Annotated in this window: 17 protein-coding genes and 1 tRNA gene; 9 read left to right on the plus strand and 9 right to left on the minus strand. The window is 48.8% G+C overall.

Going from position 1 to position 18,853, the window contains the following annotated elements; genetic code table 11:
* Positions 1-16: 16 nt before the first annotated feature.
* Complete coding sequence (locus tag MA2_RS06665) at positions 17-1,564, plus strand: CYTH and CHAD domain-containing protein (protein ID WP_067058185.1); 1,548 nt, start codon at positions 17-19, stop codon at positions 1,562-1,564.
* A 91-nt stretch (positions 1,565-1,655) separates the two neighbouring features.
* Here MA2_RS06665 and MA2_RS06670 read toward each other — a convergent pair whose 3' ends face one another.
* From MA2_RS06670 to gatC, 6 genes are all read right to left on the minus strand, one after another.
* A complete protein-coding gene (locus tag MA2_RS06670) occupies positions 1,656-2,273 on the minus strand; it encodes a nitroreductase family protein (RefSeq protein ID WP_067058187.1) in 618 nt (205 codons plus the stop codon).
* A gap of 8 nt (positions 2,274-2,281) precedes the next feature.
* Positions 2,282-3,445, minus strand: coding sequence for an RNA-guided endonuclease InsQ/TnpB family protein (locus MA2_RS06675; RefSeq protein WP_067058189.1), 1,164 nt, complete (start codon positions 3,443-3,445; stop codon positions 2,282-2,284).
* A 210-nt stretch (positions 3,446-3,655) separates the two neighbouring features.
* Positions 3,656-3,732 (minus strand) — tRNA-Pro (locus MA2_RS06680).
* Positions 3,733-3,785: 53 nt separating this feature from the next.
* Positions 3,786-5,309, minus strand: a complete 1,524-nt coding sequence (gatB, locus tag MA2_RS06685; RefSeq protein ID WP_067058191.1) for an Asp-tRNA(Asn)/Glu-tRNA(Gln) amidotransferase subunit GatB — start codon at positions 5,307-5,309, stop codon at positions 3,786-3,788.
* Positions 5,310-5,362: 53 nt separating this feature from the next.
* Positions 5,363-6,877 (minus strand): Asp-tRNA(Asn)/Glu-tRNA(Gln) amidotransferase subunit GatA, encoded by a 1,515-nt coding sequence (gene gatA, locus MA2_RS06690; RefSeq protein ID WP_067058193.1) that lies wholly within the window; start codon positions 6,875-6,877, stop codon positions 5,363-5,365.
* Positions 6,878-6,932: 55 nt separating this feature from the next.
* Positions 6,933-7,226 carry an Asp-tRNA(Asn)/Glu-tRNA(Gln) amidotransferase subunit GatC gene (gatC, locus tag MA2_RS06695; protein WP_067058195.1) on the minus strand — a complete coding sequence of 98 codons (294 nt, stop codon included), beginning with the start codon at positions 7,224-7,226 and terminating at the stop codon, positions 6,933-6,935.
* 524 nt (positions 7,227-7,750) lie between these two features.
* Here gatC and MA2_RS06705 point away from each other — a divergent pair.
* The 4 genes from MA2_RS06705 to MA2_RS06720 all read left to right on the plus strand — a co-directional run bounded on the left by MA2_RS06705 (position 7,751) and on the right by MA2_RS06720 (position 10,975).
* Positions 7,751-8,782: a rod shape-determining protein gene (locus MA2_RS06705; protein WP_067058199.1), complete on the plus strand. Its 1,032-nt coding sequence runs from the start codon at positions 7,751-7,753 to the stop codon at positions 8,780-8,782.
* Positions 8,783-8,862: 80 nt separating this feature from the next.
* Positions 8,863-9,798, plus strand: coding sequence for a rod shape-determining protein MreC (mreC, locus tag MA2_RS06710; protein ID WP_079352224.1), 936 nt, complete (start codon positions 8,863-8,865; stop codon positions 9,796-9,798).
* 13 nt (positions 9,799-9,811) lie between these two features.
* A complete protein-coding gene (mreD, locus tag MA2_RS06715) occupies positions 9,812-10,294 on the plus strand; it encodes a rod shape-determining protein MreD (RefSeq protein ID WP_067058304.1) in 483 nt (160 codons plus the stop codon).
* A gap of 24 nt (positions 10,295-10,318) precedes the next feature.
* Entirely contained in the window at positions 10,319-10,975 is a 657-nt protein-coding gene (locus MA2_RS06720) for a Maf family protein (RefSeq protein WP_067058201.1), read from the plus strand.
* Here the strand turns inward: MA2_RS06720 and MA2_RS06725 are convergent.
* A complete protein-coding gene (locus MA2_RS06725; protein WP_067058202.1) occupies positions 10,972-11,412 on the minus strand; it encodes a GatB/YqeY domain-containing protein in 441 nt (146 codons plus the stop codon). The two genes, MA2_RS06720 and MA2_RS06725, sit on opposite strands and share 4 nt — an antisense overlap.
* Positions 11,413-11,545: 133 nt before the next feature.
* Positions 11,546-11,761: a 30S ribosomal protein S21 gene (gene rpsU / locus MA2_RS06730; protein WP_067058204.1), complete on the minus strand. Its 216-nt coding sequence runs from the start codon at positions 11,759-11,761 to the stop codon at positions 11,546-11,548.
* A 368-nt stretch (positions 11,762-12,129) separates the two neighbouring features.
* On the opposite strand from rpsU, the gene MA2_RS06735 reads away from it, so the two are divergent.
* Positions 12,130-12,711 carry a c-type cytochrome gene (locus MA2_RS06735; RefSeq protein ID WP_067058206.1) on the plus strand — a complete coding sequence of 194 codons (582 nt, stop codon included), beginning with the start codon at positions 12,130-12,132 and terminating at the stop codon, positions 12,709-12,711.
* Positions 12,712-13,077: 366 nt separating this feature from the next.
* Here MA2_RS06735 and MA2_RS06740 read toward each other — a convergent pair whose 3' ends face one another.
* On the minus strand, positions 13,078-13,554 hold the full coding sequence (locus tag MA2_RS06740) for a hypothetical protein (RefSeq protein WP_143821831.1): 477 nt from the start codon (positions 13,552-13,554) through the stop codon (positions 13,078-13,080).
* Between the two features lie 451 nt (positions 13,555-14,005).
* On the opposite strand from MA2_RS06740, the gene fadB reads away from it, so the two are divergent.
* From fadB to paeA, 3 genes are all read left to right on the plus strand, one after another.
* The gene (gene fadB, locus MA2_RS06745; protein WP_067058306.1) at positions 14,006-16,162 is read left to right on the plus strand and encodes a fatty acid oxidation complex subunit alpha FadB; all 2,157 of its coding nucleotides are present in this window, start codon (positions 14,006-14,008) and stop codon (positions 16,160-16,162) included.
* Positions 16,163-16,193: 31 nt separating this feature from the next.
* A complete protein-coding gene (fadA, locus tag MA2_RS06750) occupies positions 16,194-17,366 on the plus strand; it encodes an acetyl-CoA C-acyltransferase FadA (protein ID WP_067058211.1) in 1,173 nt (390 codons plus the stop codon).
* Between the two features lie 165 nt (positions 17,367-17,531).
* On the plus strand, positions 17,532-18,851 hold the full coding sequence (gene paeA / locus MA2_RS06755) for a polyamine export protein PaeA (protein WP_067058213.1): 1,320 nt from the start codon (positions 17,532-17,534) through the stop codon (positions 18,849-18,851).
* The last annotated feature ends 2 nt before the right edge of the window (positions 18,852-18,853 follow it).

The raw sequence follows: 18,853 nt of genomic DNA on the forward strand, positions 1-18,853 counted from the left end.
CGATAGGATTAGTGCAATGTATGAGATCGAGTTAAAATTTTGTGTACCTGAATTCACCCAAGCCAATTTGGATAAGCAGGTACGCACCAAAACCGCCACCCAACAACGGCTTGCTGCGTATTATTATGATACTGCCGATCGTGCGTTAGCCAAAGCAGGCATGGCACTGCGAGTACGTTTTGAAAACGGCAACTGGGTACAAACCCTCAAAACCGCAGGCGATGGCGTGGCAAAACGTGGCGAATTTAACCAAACACGCGACCTTGCGCCCGATGCCGATGCAACTACCATTCGCCCTGATTTGACGGTATTTGACGATCCGAACGCCAAAGCAGCATTGGAGCGCGTCATGGCATTGGCAGATTTAGATGGCGCGTTGAAATTGCAATATCTGACCGATGTCACGCGTACCAAGCGGTGCATCAAGAAAAATACCAGCCAAATCGAACTGGCGTACGATGTCGGCACCGTTGCCAAAGGCATCCCAAATGCCGATGACGCTGACGATCAACGCGCGTTGCACGAGCTAGAGTTTGAGCTGCTAAGTGGCGATGCCAGTGATCTGATTGAGGTTGCCAAAGTATGGTGCAAACGCCACAAGCTATATCTTTCAACCGTGACCAAAGCTGAGCGCGGCGGTTTGCTGTTAGCAGGCAAGCGTTATCCTGCCGCGACCAAAGCCGATTTAAGCCAGCTCAACTTTGCCAGCGACATCAGTCAGTTTGCGTTTTTACAGCACGTGGTCAATAATTGCTTGGCGCAAATTCTCCCCAATGCTTCTGCTATCGCCGACGGTAGCCCCGATGGCAACCACGTTCATCAGCTGCGCGTTGGTATCCGCCGTTTACGCACCGCGCTCAAAACCTTCAAAAATTTCACCGACGCGATTGACCCTAACTGGATATTGGTGCTCAAGCACACCTTTAGCCTTTTGGGTGAATACCGCGACCGCGAGATTTTGCAAATCAAAACCCAGCCCATGCTAGCGGCACAGGGCGCGCCGCATGTTGAATGGACATTTGATGGCATCGATGTGCTACCGATTGATGCGGTACGCGCGAATGATTTTCAAATCGTGCTACTTGAGCTGATTAAGTTCACCCATTTGCCTGCACCTGCCGATAGCCCTGCTGCGCTGCCTGCAGTGCGTAAAAAACTCAAAAAGCTGTTTAAAAAAATCGCCGTCGCCAGCGAGCATTACGCCACGCTTGATACCGACCAACAACACGACGTGCGCAAAGACCTTAAAACCCTGCGCTATGTTAGCGAGTTTGCCGCGCCGCTATTTGCCAACCAAAGCAAGGATAAGGGTAAAGCAAAAGATACTGCTAAAGGCAAAAAAAATGCCAAATTGGCAGCGTTTTTGCAGTACCTTGAACCTGCACAAGACCTGTTGGGCGAATACAACGACAATGTGGTTGGACAAGAACATTATGCCGCCCGCGCCACCACTGACCCCAACGCGCTATTTGCCGTGGGTTGGTTTAGCGGACGCCAAGCCGAGAGCGCGGCACGCTGTGCGGTTGGCCTGCAAGATATCAAAAACGCACCCGTGTTTTGGTAAGCTGTGTTTTGCTAGCTTGTTGCGTAAAAGCAAAAAACCGCTAAATATATTAGCGGTTTTTTCGTGAGTGGTTACGCGTCAAAATCTGGCATTATTGGTCAAACACTTGCAAACGCGGCTCAATTGGATCAAATTCTTTATCGCCTGCAGGCTGTTCGACCCCACCAAACACCAACTGGGCAATCAGCTGCCAATTGGGGTTGATATCCCATGTTTGTCTGACTTGTTCAGCCACCACAGGCGCGTAGTGCTGTAAGTTTGCGCCGACACCTGCCGCCGCCAATGCTGTCCAAACCACATATTGGTGCATCGCGTCACTGTGCTCTGCCCACACAGAAAAGCTGTCAGCATACGTGGGGAATCGTTCCTGTAAATCACGCACTACCGCTTGGTCTTCATAAAATAAAATCGTACCTGCAGCAGCTTTAAAGCCTGCCATTTTTTGCGCTGTGGATTGAAATTGCTCATCGTCATTGACGATGTTACGCAAAGCGTCTTCGGTCAATTGCCAAAATTTTTGGTGCGCCTCTGCCCATAACACGACCAGTCGTGTACTTTGTGAGTTAAACGATGACGGCGTGTGCAGCAATGCCTCACGCACGATACTCTCAACATCAGCCTTTGAAATCGGCAATTGATCGTTCAGCGCGTACACGCTACGGCGCAGTTTAGCGGCTTGTTGAAAGTGTTGTAGGGTAGGGGTGGTCATGCTTGCTCCTAAATTGGTTGGTCAAATTTGTTGTAGTAGGTGATAAGATTTTGACTTCCTCCCCTCCCTAAAGTGAGGGGGATTCCTTCTACAAGACGGTTAAGCCCAACCGCAAGAATGTTCCGACTGGCATTAATATCTCTATCATGCCATGTGCCACACTTAGCACAAGTCCATTCTCTTATTCGCAAACCTGCTCTACCTTTCGGACTACTGGACGTATCGCCACAGCACGAACAAGTTTGGGTAGTGTATTTCTCATTGACGATTTCAAAACGGCAACCTGCGTGCTCGCATTTGTAGGTCAGTTGTCGTTTGAGTTCAAACCAACCTGCATCGTAAACCGATTTGGCTAGTTTGCCTTTTTTATGGTTGAATTGGGTGGTTTTAACATCGCCGACCACGATTAGGGCGTTATCTTTGACTAATCGGGTGGTGAATTTGTGGATGAGGTCTTGACGGGTATTTTTGATTTTGGCATGGATTGCCTTAACACGCTGTTTGTTTTTTGCTCGTTGGGCGATACTCAATTTTTTAGCCCATGCCTGTGTTTGTTTAATTTGTAGTTTATCGCCATTTGAGGCGGTGGCACTGTCTTTTAAGCCTAAGTCAATACCGACACTACCTGCTCCGCATTGGGTTTTAGGGTATTCTTTGACGGTGATACACGCATACCATCGGTTACGGCTGTCTTGTACAATCTCGCAGGTGTTGATTTGATATAGGCTAAGATTGTAGCTGTCCCATAGGTCGATGATGAGTTTTTGTCCTTTGGCTAGGCTTAGTTGTAGTGTCGATTTTAAGCCCTTTTTGCCTGTTTGGTGGGTGGCAATGTGTTTGATGGCGGATTGTTTAAATGGTAGCCAACCGAGTGATTGACGTTTTGAGTTTGGGTTGTTGGTTCGCCATGATAGTTTAGCTTTTTTGCATTGGCGACGCGATTTGGCATGGGTTTCGTTGATGGCTTGGATGGTTTGCGAGTGTAAGCCAAGGAATTCGCCGCTACCTTTGGTATATTCGTTTAGGTCATAGGCTGAAAAGAATTTGCCTGTTTTTTGTAGGTACTTGTAACTCAAGTCATTGATGTAGTTCCATACGAAATTAACCGAACCGCTTAGGCGGTTAAGCTTCGTTATGTGTTTGTCTCGTATGCGTAGCTTGAGTGTTTTCATGGGTTTATTTTAACATATTTAGTATCTTATCGTGTGTAAGCATAGCTACTTAAGTTGCCTTATATCCACCGCCTAAAGTCGCAGGTTTACGGCAACGGAGGATAAAACTGTTCTATAGGTTTTTATGTTGTTCAATAGGGTGCTAAATACCATGAAAAGCGCATAAAAAAAGGGTTCGCGTGGTTGAGCGAACCCTTTTAAATTCTTGTTTGGTCGGGGAGACAGGATTTGAACCTGCGACCCCTTGCACCCCATGCAAGTGCGCTACCAGGCTGCGCTACACCCCGAACAAGGCTTGCTATTATAGTCAAGCGTTGGCGCAACTGCAAGCGATTTTTGCTTAATTGTCCAGCAGCTGCTTGAGCAAGGCATTGACTTGTGCAGGATTGGCTTTGCCTTTTGACGCTTTCATCACTTGCCCAACCAAACCATTAAACGCTTTTTGCTTGCCTGACTTGTATTCATCCACCATGGCTTGGTTATTTTTTAGCACGTCTTCGACCATGGCCTGAATCGCGCCCACATCGGTTTCTTGTTTTAAGCCTTTATCGGCGATAATGGTATCAACCGCGTCATCACCATCGCCGCCTTCACCTGCCAATAGGGCGGCAAATGCTTGTTTGGCAAGCTTGCCCGATAGGGTGTTGTCGTTGATACGCTCAATCAGCTTTGCCAGCTGTGCGGCGCGAATCGGACTTTGCTCGATGGTTTGTTCTTGCTTGTTGAGTGCGCCCAATAGGTCACCCATGATCCAGTTTGCCGCGGTTTTGGCATGGGCATCGCCCACGTGGGCAACGACTTGCTCAAAATAATCTGCCAATGCACGGCTAGCGGTCAAAATACGGCTATCATACTCAGGCAAGCCAAGGTCAGTTTGTAAGCGCGTACGCCGTGCGGTCGGCAGCTCAGGGAGGCTTGCGCGAATGTTGGTCAGCGTTGCTTCGTCGATATGGACGGGTAGCAAATCAGGGTCGGGGAAGTAGCGGTAATCGTTGGCTTCTTCTTTCGTGCGCATGGCGCGTGTGGTGTTGGTGGCAGGGTCATATAGGCGCGTGGCTTGCTCAACCTTGCCGCCATCTTCGATGACATCAATCTGCCGTTCAATCTCAGCGTTAATCGCTTGCTCAATAAAGCGAAATGAGTTTAGATTTTTTAGCTCATTGCGTATGCCTAGCGGTGCGTTGGGCTTACGTACCGACACGTTACAGTCTGCACGAAACGAGCCTTCTGCCATAATTGCGTCCGAAATACCAAGCCATGTCACCAACTGGTGCACGGCGCGTACATACGCCACCGCTTCGGCAGCCGAGCGCATGTCAGGCTCAGAGACAATCTCAATCAGCGGTGTGCCTGCACGGTTTAAGTCAATCCCCGTCATTTGTGGCACTGCGTCATGCACTGATTTGCCCGCGTCCTCCTCAAGGTGCGCGCGCGTGATGCCAATGCGCTTGGCGTATTCGTCTTTTTCGCCCTCATTGACCACGATGTCAATATGCCCACGTCCCACGATGGGCTGTTGCATTTGGCTAATTTGATAACCTTTGGGCAAATCGGGGTAAAAGTAGTTTTTACGGTCAAAGGCGTTGATTGTACCAAGTTCTGCGTCAATACCTATGCCAAATTTGAGCGCTTTTTCAACGGCGGCGTGGTTGAGTACAGGCAATGTGCCAGGCATCGCCAAATCAACCAAGTTTGCTTGAGTGTTGGGTGCTTGCCCAAATGCTGTTGGCGCGTCAGAAAAAATCTTGCTGTCGGTGTTAAGTTGGCAATGAATCTCAATGCCAATCACCACTTCATAACCATCGACCAACGGGGCTTGTCGCGCGGTATCGTTGGTAGCAGGTGTTGCGGTTTGACTTGTCATTCCAAGTTCCTTGCGGTAATTTTATCTAAAAAAATTCTTGTCAAAGTATCGGTTTAATTTTTTGCTAGCGGTGACAACTGACGGTGAAAATCCGTCGCTTGTTGGAAGCTATCGGCGATTTGTAGCAGCTGGCTTTCTTGCCAATGCGCGCCAATCAGCTGTAGACCTACAGGCAAACCTTGTCCATCAAAGCCAACAGGTAGGCTCAGCGCAGGCAAACCTGCCAAGTTCACCCCGATGGTGTAGACATCGCCAACGTAAATTTGCTCAGGGCTCAATGCCTCGCCAATACGGTAGGCGGTGGTTGGTGTGGTCGGTGTGGCAATCACGTCGCACTGACTCAGCGCGCGCAAAAAGTCATCGCGAACCAAACGGCGTACCTTTTGTGCTTTAACATAATACGCGTCAAAATAACCTGCCGATAGCGCGTAAGTACCCATCAAAATCCGTCGCTGTACCTCATTGCCAAAGCCTTCTGAGCGTGAGCGCGTGTACAAGTCTTGCAAATTGGCAGGGTTATCGCAGCGGTAGCCATAGCGCACGCCATCATAACGCGACAAGTTAGATGATGCTTCTGCACTTGCCAACAAATAATACGTTGCTAGCGTGATGTCGGTGTCGGTCAAGTGGATATCGACCAACGTCGCGCCTAAATCCTCGTATTGCTTGAGCGCGGCGCGGATCACCTGCTCAACATCAGCGTTTAAACCATTGGTAAAATAGCTGCTGGGCACACCGATTTTGACCCCCGCCAATGGCTTATCACCTGCCGACTGACGCGCGGCTTGCAATTCGGCAATATAATCGGGCACAGCAACCTGAACACTGGTGGAGTCTTTGCTATCAAAACCTGCCAGCGCTTGCAGCAGATACGCGCAGTCTTGCGCCGATTTACCAAAGCTGCCTGCTTGGTCAAAACTTGACGCATAGGCAACCATGCCATAACGCGACACACGCCCATAAGTGGGTTTTAGCCCCGTCAAACCACAAAATGACGCAGGTTGGCGAATTGATCCGCCTGTGTCTGAGCCCGTGGCGATCGGCGCAAAACCTGCTGCCACTGCCGCTGCCGATCCACCCGATGACCCGCCAGGTACGCGTGCTGTGTCCCAAGGGTTATGCACCGCGCCAAAATACGACGACTCATTGTCCGACCCCATAGCAAACTCATCCATACTGGTCTTGCCAAGCATGACCAAGCCCTGCTCACGGCATTGGGCGACGATGGTGGCATCATACGGCGCGACAAAGTTTTTTAGCATTTTTGAGCCGCACGTCGTTGCCACACCTTGGGTGCAAAAAATATCTTTATGCGCCAACGGAACACCCGTCAAAAGCGGCGCATCACCTGCAGCAAGGCGCGTATCAGCGGCTTTGGCTTGGGTGTGTGCCACCTCAGGCGTAACAGTAATAAAGCTATTGACGGCACTGTCTTGCTGCTCGATACGCTGCAAAAAATGCTCAGTCAATTCAACCGCGCTAAATTGCTTGTTTTGTAAGCCTTGCACCAGTTCACTGACGGACAGTGTGTGTAGCTGCGCAGGCAAATCAGAAGATAAATCACTCATAATAGTTCGCTTAACCAAATATCAATTTTTAAAAATTTAAACAATAAATATAAAGTTACTCAATGACCTGCGGTACCACATACAATCCATCGACTACAGCAGGCGCGATGGACTGGTTGCGCTCGCGGTCAATATCCGCGTTGGCAACGTCGGTACGCAGCGGCTGGGTCATATCGTGCACATTGGTCAAAGGTGCAACGCCTTCGGTATCCACACTGGCTAAAATATCCATCATGCCCAAAATTTTGCTGATACCTTGAGCAAACTCGGCAGCGCGTGTGTCATCGACGGCAAGGCGCGATAACTTTGCCATGTCTTGAATTTGTTGGGCAGAAATAGAAGCAGTCATAATTATCCTTAGAATTTTTTACGATAAATAAAATAGGCTAAACCAATACATAGCCGAACCAGTTAATCGATACCAAATTGTGACACAATTGTTACACTTAATAATTTGTCACAAAAAAACTTAAAATCGTACGTTTGTCCTGCGGCATTATATCGGCAAATGACTATATTTTGCGCTATTTTAACGCTATAATCTAGCACTATTCTATGTTAGCACCCGTTTTGTGTTGCGTGTCGTTGTATATGACCAAGGTATAGGGTGGGGTGCCAGCAATGGTTGTTCGCATTTTATCCCAAATTATCTAGCTTATTATAAAGTATTGTTAAATAATTTGGATTGTCTGTCGCTGTTTGCTGCTGCACTGATTGATTTTTTTGCGTGTATTCTACCGATTGATCGATTTGCCCTAGCTATCATACCTTAGCCTAGCGAAAACCAACACCAAATTGCTAAACAATAGCCGAATTTCGCCTTATTTTTTTATCCGCTGTAACTTACAGTGAAGTCTCACTGGGAAACAATTCATGAGCCTGTTTGGATTTTTATCAACCAATATTGCCATTGACCTCGGCACCGCCAACACCTTGATTTATGCCCCCAACAAAGGCGTGGTGCTCAACGAACCGACGGTCGTCGCGCTGCGCAGTAATCGCACACAAAACCCAACGGTCGCCGCGGTTGGCATTGATGCCAAACAGATGCTAGGTCGTACACCCGATAATATCACAGCGATCCGCCCGCTCAAAGACGGGGTAATTGCCGATTTTGAAGTTACCCAAAAAATGCTCAAGCATTTTATCCAAAAGGTTAAGGCAAAGCGGTTTTTATCCAATCCCAATGTGATTGTTTGCGTACCGTGCAAATCAACTTTGGTTGAGCGCAAAGCGATTCGTGAAGCGGTCGAGTCGGCAGGCGCAAATAAGGCGTTGCTGCTTGAAGAACCGATGGCGGCAGCATTGGGCGCAGGCTTACCCGTGCATGATGCCAGTGGTTCAATGGTTGTTGATATCGGCGGTGGTACGACAGAGATTGCGGTGATTGCTTTATCAGGCTGTGTTTACGCTGATTCAATTCGCATTGGCGGCGATGTGTTTGATGAAGCCATCATCACCCATGTCCGCCGTACGCATGGCTGCGTGATTGGTGAAACCACCGCTGAGCGCATCAAAACTGAAGTTGGTACGGCATTGGATGATGGCGGTGCACCACTGGAGGTGGAGGTACGCGGACGCAGCATGGCAGAAGGCGTGCCAAAAACCTTTACCGTCACTTCTACCGAGATTCAAAAGGCACTTAGCGATCCATTGGCAGGTATCGTGGCAGGTGTCAAAGCTGCCTTGGAGCAGACCCCACCGGAATTGTCGTCTGATATTGCCGAGCGTGGCATTGTCTTGACAGGCGGTGGCGCACTGCTGCGTAATCTTGATGTGCTGTTGTCGCGTGAGACAGGTTTGCCTGTCACGGTGGCTGAAGATCCTTTGACTTGCGTTAGCCGTGGTGGTGGGCGCGCGTTGGATTTTATCAATAACAAAGCATTGAATATGATTTTTGTTTAAGTTAACTGCGTGCTACATGAATTTAGCTTAGCAAACGATTGATCATGATGACAGCATCCCACACGCAGGCGAGGTAGGCGATGGCATTGACGTTGTTTAGCCAGCAACCGTTGGCACTGCGTGGTACTGTGATGGCAGTCTTTGTTGCCATTGTGCTGATGCTGCTTGATAGCAAAAATCCAGAGTGGTTTGCGCCGTTGCGTAGCCTGACCCATGCGGCGATGCAGCCGATTTATCAGCTATCAAGCTATCCAAGCTTTGTCAGCAGCCGTATGCTCAACGAGACACCAACCAACCCTGATGTGTTGCGCCGCGAAAATCTGCAATTGCGCACCGAGTTGATCCATGCCAAAGCGCAGCTGCAGCAGTTGGATTATTTAACTGCCGAAAATGCACGCTTACAGGGTATTTTGTCTGCGACCACAGTCGAAAATTACCAGCTGGTGTTGGCGCAAGTCATCGGTACAGATAGCAATCCTTTGCGCCAAATGTTGGTTATCAACAAAGGCAGCGAAGAGGGCGCGCAAATCGGGCAAACGGTGGTTGATGAAGACGGTATTTTGGGGCAAGTGACCAATGTGTACGCACATACCAGCCGCGTACTGCTAATTAGCGATGAACAACAGTCGGTTGCTGTGACTGTCAAGCGCACAGGACAACGCGCGATTGTGTCAGGTCGCGGTAATCCGCAGTATCTGGCACTCGATTATATCTTTAAAGCCGCCGATGTGCGGGTGGGCGATGAGCTAATATCCTCAGGGCTTGGCGAGCGTATGCCAGCAGGGTTTGCGGTGGGTCGGGTAGCGCGTGTGCAAAGCCAACAAGCAGGCGGCTATGCCGATGTGCAGGTCAAACCTGCGGCAAACTTTGTCAATACTTCATACGTGCTGTTGTTGCAACCCAAAACCCATCCGCAGGCGCAAGCCAGTGCTATGCCAATCAATCCTATCCCATCCAACACCGTGCAGCTGCCCAATGCTGCCACTTCAGCGCCAGCAACGGGCATCAGTCAGTAAACGCGTAACCAATATGCCCAGATCTGGCAAAATCAAACCTTGGCAACAGTATGCCGCCATCATTGGTAGTTTGGTGGTTGCCTCTGTACTCAATATTTACCCGTTATCGGTGGCATTGGCGTGGTATCGCCCCATGTGGCTGGCGGTGGTGCTGGTATTTTGGCTATTAAGCCAGCCGTCACGTGTGGGGATTGAGGCAGCGTTTGGCGTCGGACTGGCAGCAGATTTGCTGCTAGACAGTGACTTGGGTCAGCAGGCGCTGTGTGCTGTGCTGATGGCATTTTTTGTCAAGTTTATTCAGGCTTATTTGCGCCAACCTTCGGCAGGGCTGTTGTGGTTGGTAGCGGCGGTAGGTTTGTTGATCTATCAGTTGGCGTTTGTGGTGTTACAGGTGCTTACCCAAGGGGTGTTTTATCCGCAACTATTGATCGCGCCACTGGTCAGTGCGTTGATTTATCCACTGATGGTATGGGCACTGGCACGGTTTTCGTATTGATTGAATTTTTTGGCTAATATAACGATGATACATAATCTTACCAATCATGTGGTTTTAGCTTCACGCTCACCGCGGCGGCGAGAACTGCTTGAGCAAATCGGCGTGGTTCACGGCAGTGTAGCGGCAGAAATTAACGAAACGCGCGCACCCGACGAGTCTGCCGTGGCCTATATCGAGCGTATGGTCGGTCAAAAGGCGCAAGCGGCATTCGCTGTGTTGCAAAGTATGCCTGCAGGTGTGACGCTAGATGGCGTAGATAAGCTAGTCATCACCGCCGATACCATCGGTGTGCTAGCAACTGGGCAGGTTTTACAAAAACCCACCGACTTTGCCGACGCGTGCGCGATGTGGCAAGCCATGTCGGGCAATACCCATCAAGTGTGGACAGCTGTACAAGTCACCCGTGTGGGCGCGTCTAATGCAAACGCGGCAATGCAAATACGTTATCAACAACACGCCATCGTCAAAACTGACGTTGAATTCATCACATTGAATCATGACGACATGGCGGCGTATTGGGCAACAGGCGAGCCTCAAGACAAAGCAGGCGGCTATGCCATTCAAGGCATAGGCGCGGCATGGGTCAGGGCAATCAATGGCAGTTACACCAATGTGGTCGGTTTGCCGCTGGTTGAAACGCTTGCCTTATTACGCGCTGCTGATGGATTGATAACGCGTTAGCCCAACCGCGCTTTGACCAATTTTGATAACACCGCAGGATCGGCGCGTCCTGTGGTTTGGGCTTTTAGGGCATTCATCACGCTGCCCATTTGCTGCATACTTGTTGCGCCTTGCTGAGCAATCTCGGCATCAACCAGTGCGCTTAATTCGTCTTCACTCAAGGCTTGCGGCAAAAATTCGCTGATGACATCAATTTCAAATTTTTCTTTTTGCGCCAAGTCCTCGCGTCCGTTGTCTTGAAAAATCGCCAATGATTCTTGTCGCTGTTTGGTTTGTTTTTGTAGCACCTCAAGCACGCCATGATCATCAAGCGTGATTTGGCGGTCAATTTCAATCTGCTTAATCACCGCTTGCACATTGCGTAATACTTTAACTTTCTCAAGTTCACGCGCTTTCATCGCGGTTTTGATGGCATCGCTGATTTGGTCTTTTAGCATGATTATCTCGTTTGGTTGCAATGATTTGAAAATTTAGCCACAAAAAAAGCCACTTTGACAAGCGGCTTTTTGCAAGTTTGTACAGGTTTAGGAATTTAGACAGCCTAAATTGCCAAACTTCATCACCATCAGCTTAGTAAAGACGCGTGGTGCGTACCGCTTCACGAGAGAGTTTTTTCTTGTAACGCTTTACCGCAGCGGCTTTTTTGCGCTTACGCTCTTGTGTGGGTTTTTCGTAAAATTCGTGTTTACGCACGTCGGCTAGGATACCTGCTTTTTCGCACGCACGCTTAAAACGACGGATAGCGATATCCACAGGTTCGTTTTCTTTGACCTTTACTGCTGGCATGAAGACTCCTTTAAGTCTGGTTAAATGAGCAAGGAACATTGGGCTGGCTGTATCGGAGGTTATTAGCAAAATGCGCTCAAATTTTGCATCAGCTCAGACCAGAATCGGGTTAAAAATCGTCTAAAAAATAGGCATGAATTTTATAAAATCCAACAAGTTAAGTCAAGCTAAATTTGGCATAAATCACGCAAAAATTTATCCAACCGATGGCCGATGCCGATAGATTTTCTCCCATCGACTGCGCAAGCATGCTAAAATACCTTATAGCCAGTAATGTTTTGCCACCCGTTTTAACGCAAGCGTGATAAAATGGTAACTGAGCAAATCAGCCGACAAAACGTGTGATGATTGAAGTTTGAGGAAGCCAAATGACGAATAGCAAATTTTTGCCCTTGGTGGCATTGGGACTGGCGGGTGCGCTCAGCCTAAGCGCGTGTAGCAAGCACGAAGAAGCTGAATACCGCCCCACTGAAGAAATCGCCGCTGAGCAAGGCGAATTGGCGCGTGCCAACAATCCACCACCTGCTGCGTCTGAGCCTGCCACCCCTGCCGCACAGTTTGGTGCGTCAGCGACTGCCAACACTGCTACCGCGTCTGCCAGCAGCACAGCAAGCAGCGATAGCAAAACCGTGAGCGCAAGTGCAGGCAGCGCGACAGCCACAGGCAATGTAACCGCCAGTGCGGATCATGAAGCAGGCGAAAAACTGTTCAACAGCGTGTGTAAAACCTGTCACGAGCCAGGTCTGATGGGCGCGCCAAAGGTCAGCGACAAAGCTGAATGGCAAGCACGCCTACAAAAAGGCAAAGATACCTTGTATGACCACGCTATCCACGGCTTTCAAGGCAAAAACGGCGCGATGCCGCCACGCGGTGGTAGCAATGCCTCTGACGACGAGGTCAAAGCTGCGGTCAATTATATGCTTACCAAATCAGGCGCAGCAAACTCTTAAACGCGCCGATCTTATTTTCTTATTTTATCATTCGTTGCCGTAAAACCACCGACTTCAGGCGGTGGATATAAGGCAATTGTTAAATGCGATGAGTTTTGCTATACTCATCTCACTATATTCAATGTCTTACATTCCACAGTTAAGTTAAGACTAAATTGCGAGTACGCAGTAACTTAACTGGTAAGACGTTTCCAAACACACACTTAAGCTAATTCGTGTCTATGACAATCCTAACGGTAGGATTAGCTTAAAATAAGAACCTAAGATGTACGGTGTGTCGTACGGGCGGTTGCCATTGTCTTAGGTTTGCGGTGGGGCTTCACCGTCTTGCAGAAGGAATCCCCTCACTTTAGGGAGGGGAGGAAGTCAATCACAATACGCGCGGCTATCGGTGGGCGGTAAAATTTTGACCGTCATGCGATAGCCTGCCACACCACCATGCGTTGCCATCAAGTTACGCGCAACACGTAGCTGATAACGCCCTGTCGTTGGCAAACAGCCTTGATAGATCCGTGTGCCTTTGCCGCCCTCATAGCTACCATCGGGTGCGATGACCTCACCAACATTGGCAAATTCAGGCGTGTCGGGACGTGGGGCAAGCGTCATGGTCATGTATTGCCCACGTTTAGCATACAAATGGTAACGCTGTTCGGTTTGGCGCGGTGCCAATTTGCCTGTATAAGTCGCAGCGATTTGTCCTTTACCAAATTCAATCGGTTTACTGGCAGCTGTTGCCAAACTGGCAAGACTTGCCAAGCATGTTAGGGTTAATAGTTGCTTGAGCGTTTTGGCGTGTGTGACTGACGCATACGCGGTCAATTTTTTCATAAGTGTGGTTAGCATGATTTCTACCTTGATCAGTTTTTCGTTTTAGCGTTTTTACCCGTATCGCTTTTGAATGGTAGCACCACCTTGTGACAGCGGTGTGCCATACCGTGTAGCAAAATACCGTTTAATAAGATACAGTTTAACAAAGTCGTAAGGGCTGCTGTGGGGGTTTTTGCTAGGGCTTAAGCGAGACGTGTTAGCCATCAAATAGTCGATTTAGCAATACCATGCGTATCGATTAAGGTGACTTTACAGTCATGCACATCTGTTATCAACTTGCCTAATTTTAAGCAAAACATAGTAAACTAAACTTGCATAAACTGGTTCAACGGTTTATTTTTGCGTGCGTTTTTTGTGCCAACATGCAGGTGGTGCAGCCAAACCGCGCACTGCCAATAACCAAAACGTGATTAATCTGGATGTTATCACCCCGATTTATAAACCCAAAAAACCCAAGGAGTTTACGATGATTTATCAAGGGAATAGTATCACCGTGGCGTTGCTTGATGATGGCATTGCCAAATTAGAATTCAATAATCAAAACGAAAGCGTCAATAAATTTGACCAAGCCACGCTCAAGGAATTCGCCGATGCGGTGAGCGCGCTTGAAGGCAATCAAGACGTGAAAGGTTTGATCGTCACATCGGGCAAAAAGGTGTTTATCGCAGGGGCGGATATCACCGAGTTTGTCGCCAACTTCAAACAACCCGAACAAGACATTGCCAAGTGGGTGCTTGAAATCAACAAAGTCTTTAACCGTTTTGAGGATTTGCCATATCCCAAAGTTGCTGCCATCAATGGCGCGGCAATGGGCGGTGGTACCGAGATGACACTGGTGTGCGACTATCGCGTGATGGCAGACACAGCAAGCATCGGTTTGCCTGAAGTCAAATTGGGGATCTTCCCAGGGTTTGGTGGTTCGGTGCGTTTGCCACGTTTGATCGGTATTGATAATGCGCTAGAGATCATCGCCACAGGTGACGCGCAAAAACCTGAAGCTGCGCTCAAAGTTGGCATGGTCGATGCGGTAGTACCTGCCGATCAACTTGAAGCCTCAGCGATTGATTTGGTTAAAAAATGTATCGCAGGCGATCTAAACTGGCAAGCGCGCCATCAAGAAAAACTTGAGCCAGTCAAATTGCCACCGCTTGAGCAAATGATGGCGTTTAACTCCGCCAAAGGTGTGTTGTTTAGCAAAGCCAACCCCAAGCAGTACCCTGCGCCAAAAATCGCGTTAGAAGCCATTGAAAAACACGTCAATTTGCCGCGCGATAAAGCATTGGAAATCGAAGCGACTAACTTTGCCAAAGCCGCCAAAACCCCACAAGCCGAAAGCTTGGTGGGCTTGTTCTTAAATGACCAAGCCGTCAAGAAAATGGCGAAAAAATACAGCAAAGACGCGCATGACATCAACAAAGCTGCCGTATTGGGCGCAGGTATTATGGGCGGCGGTATTGCCTACCAAGCGGCATCCAAAGGCTTGCCAATTTTGATGAAAGATATCAAGTCCGAGCAGCTTGATTTGGGCATGGGTGAGGCAGGTAAACTGCTTAACAAGAGCCTTGAGCGCGGCAAAATCGACGGCACCAAATTGGCGCAAACCTTGTCACGCATTCACCCAACGCTCAACTACAGCGATTTTGGCGATGTCGATATCGTGATTGAGGCGGTGGTAGAAAATCCAAAAGTCAAACATGCGGTGCTCAAAGAAGTCGAAGGCTTGGTCAAAGAAAACTGCATTTTGGCATCTAATACTTCAACCATTTCAATCAGCTACTTGGCAAGTGTGCTTGAGCGTCCCGAAAACTTTGTCGGTATGCACTTTTTTAACCCCGTGCACCGTATGCCGTTGGTCGAGGTGATTCGCGGCGAAAAATCGTCTGAACAAGCCATTGCCACCACGGTCGCGCTGGCAGAAAAAATGGGTAAAGTACCTGTGGTGGTGAATGACTGCCCTGGTTTTTTGGTCAATCGCGTGTTATTCCCGTACTTTGGCGCGTTTGACTTGCTGCTCAAAGAAGGTGCGTCATTCACCCACATTGATAAGGTCATGGAGCAGTTCGGCTGGCCGATGGGTCCTGCCTATTTGATTGACGTGGTCGGCTTAGACACAGGCGTGCACGGTGCAGAAGTCATGGCGGAGGGCTTCCCAGATCGCATGAAGCCAAACTATAAAGGCAGCATCCAAACCTTGTTTGAAGCCAACCGCTTGGGGCAAAAAAATGGCGTGGGTTTCTACAAATATGAAGCCGACAAAAAAGGCAAACCCACCAAAGTAGCCGACCCCGCTACCTTGGATGTCATCAAACCTGTTGTTGCCGAAAGCCGTGAGTTTAGCGACCAAGAAATCATTGATCGCATGATGCTAGCATTGTGCAACGAAACAGTACGCTGCCTAGAAGATAACATCGTTGCTACCCCTGCTGAGGCAGACATGGCAATGATTATGGGCATTGGTTTCCCCCCATTCCGTGGTGGCCCTTGCCGCTACATCGACCAAGTGGGCTTAGACAATTACCTTGCCTTATGTGATAAATATGCACACCTTGGCAAAGCCTATGAAGCGCCACAACTGATTCGCGACATGGCAGCGCAAGGCAAGACCTTTTACCCACACGCTTAATGGATAACAACAAGACGCAAAGGAGATTACAATGAGCAATTTGAGTGCAAAAGATGTCGTGATTGTCGATGGTGTACGCACCGCGATGGGTAAATCAAAAAATGGAATGTTTCGCAATGTGCGCGCCGATACCATGTCAGCCGAACTGGTACGCGCGCTGATCAAGCGCAACGAATTTGATACTAAGTTGGTTGAGGACGTGATTTGGGGCTGCGTCAATCAGACGCTCGAGCAAGGCTTAAACATCGGGCGTAACATTGGCTTGCTAGCAGGTCTACCACGCACCACAGGTGGTCAAACCGTCAATCGTCTGTGCGGCTCATCAATGCAAGCCATTCACACCGCCGCTGCGCAAATCATGACCAACCAAGGTGACGTATTTGTCATCGGTGGTGTTGAGCACATGGGGCACGTTGGCATGATGCACGGCGTGGACTTAAACCCCAAAGCCTCAAAACACTATGCCAAAGCATCAAATATGATGGGCTTGACGGCGGAAATGCTAGGACGCATGAACGGTATCAGCCGTGAGGAACAAGACGCATTTGGTGTAGAATCACACAAACGCGCATGGGCAGCAACGCAAGCAGGCCGCTTTGCCAACGAAATCATCGGTATTGAAGGGCATGACCAAGACGGTAACTTGCAGTTATGTACGGTTGATGAAGTCATCCGCCCCGATGCCAACTTGGCAGCGTTTGAAGCATTGCGCCCTGTGTTTGATCCCAAAAACGGTACCGTGACGGCGGCCACCTCATCGGCATTGTCAGACGGTGCATCTGCTATGTTGTTGATGTCTGCGCAACGTGCCAAAGACTTAGGACTAAAACCACGCGCACGTATCCGCGGTATGGCGATAGCAGGCTGTGACGCGGCGATTATGGGCTACGGTCCTGTACCTGCCACACAAAAAGCTTTGAAACGTGCTGGCATGACGCTTGATGATATCCAAACCGTCGAGCTCAACGAAGCCTTTGCCGCGCAAGGTCTGTCAGTTATCAAGGCATTAGGTCTAGGTGATCGCATGGATGACATCAACGTCAATGGCGGTGCAATTGCTCTTGGACACCCGTTGGGCTGTTCGGGTGCGCGTATCACTGTGACCTTGCTCAACGCAATGGAACAACAAGATACCCAACTTGGTTTGGCAACCATGTGTATCGGTTTGGGTCAAGGCATTGCGACTATTATTGAGCGTATTTAATAAATTTTAAACCTGATTTCAAATTATTTAAAATTTAAAAATCTCCACTGTGTTGGGGATTTTTTATTTTCACTTAACCGTATCTGTGGCGATAACTATTTTAAACTTGAGTTTTTGGGTCATAAAACGCTATAGTAAGCCATCTTTAGCAAGCAACGGTGGGCTGTGTCGTTATTTCAACAAATCGTCGTCATGCTGATGCTGATTGTGTCGGCAGGGTTTTTGGCGATGTCCGAGATTGCGTTGGCAGGTGCGCGCAAAATTAAACTCAAATTGATAGCCGAAGGCGGTGACAGCCGCGCGCTGGACGTATTGGCATTGCAAGAAAATTCTGCCGACTTCTTGGCGACCTCACAAATCGGACTCAATGCCATTGCAATTTTGGGCGGTATTTTAGGTGAGGGCGCGTTTCGTCCATATTTTGCCGCGCTGCTCACACCTTGGCTTGACCCAAAACTGCTTGACACCGTGGCGTTTATATTGTCATTTACACTGGTGACGCTGGCGTTTATTTTATTTGCCGATCTGATCCCTAAGCGATTGGCAATGGTTGCGCCTGAGCGCATCGCGTTGGCGGTTATCAAGCCTGTGCGTTGGGTGGTGTTGGTATGTAAGCCGCTAGCATGGCTGCTCAATCGTATGTCTGAGCTCATTTTTCGGATTTTTAAAATTGATACCACGCGCGATGATAACATCACCTTTGATGATATTTCCGCCGTTGTCGATGCAGGCGCGCAAGCAGGTGTGCTGCTCAAACAAGAACATCATTTCATCGAAAACGTATTTGAGCTTGAAGAGCGCAACGTGCCATCCAGTATGACTACGCGTGAAAACGTGGTATATTTTACCTTGCGCGAAACTGCCGAGAGCATTCGGCAGAAAATCGCGGAATTTCCGTATTCTAAATTTTTGGTGTGCAACCAAGAAATTGATCAAGTCATTGGCTATGTGGATACCAAAGATATTTTGGTTAAACTGCTCAATAACAACGCCAATATTTTGCTGAATGAAACCACAATTCGCACTGTGCTGATTGTGCCCGATACCTTGACGCTGTCAGAACTGTTAGACCGCTTTCGCGCGACCAAAGAAAAATTTGCTGTCGTGATGAACGAGTATGCACTGGTGGTTGGGGTGATTACGCTGTCAGATATCATGATGACGGTGATGGGCGATTGGGTCGCGCCGATTGAAAGTGAACAGCAAATCATCCAACGTGATGAGCATTCTTGGCTGATTGATGGCATCACACCGATTGAAAACGTCATGCATACGTTGGGTATTGATGAATTTCCCGATTGGGACAATTATGAAACGTTGGCAGGATTTATGATGTATAAGCTGCGTAAAATTCCGCGCCCTGCCGATTCGGTGGAGTATGAGGGGTTTAAGTTTGAAGTGGTTGATATTGACCATCACAAAATTGACCAGTTGCTGGTTACGCGCTTGGTGCCGCTAGAGGGGCTAGGGCAGGTGTATGAGTAGCA

Source organism: Moraxella atlantae NBRC 14588 (assembly GCF_001591265.1).
Classification (GTDB): domain Bacteria; phylum Pseudomonadota; class Gammaproteobacteria; order Pseudomonadales; family Moraxellaceae; genus Faucicola; species Faucicola atlantae.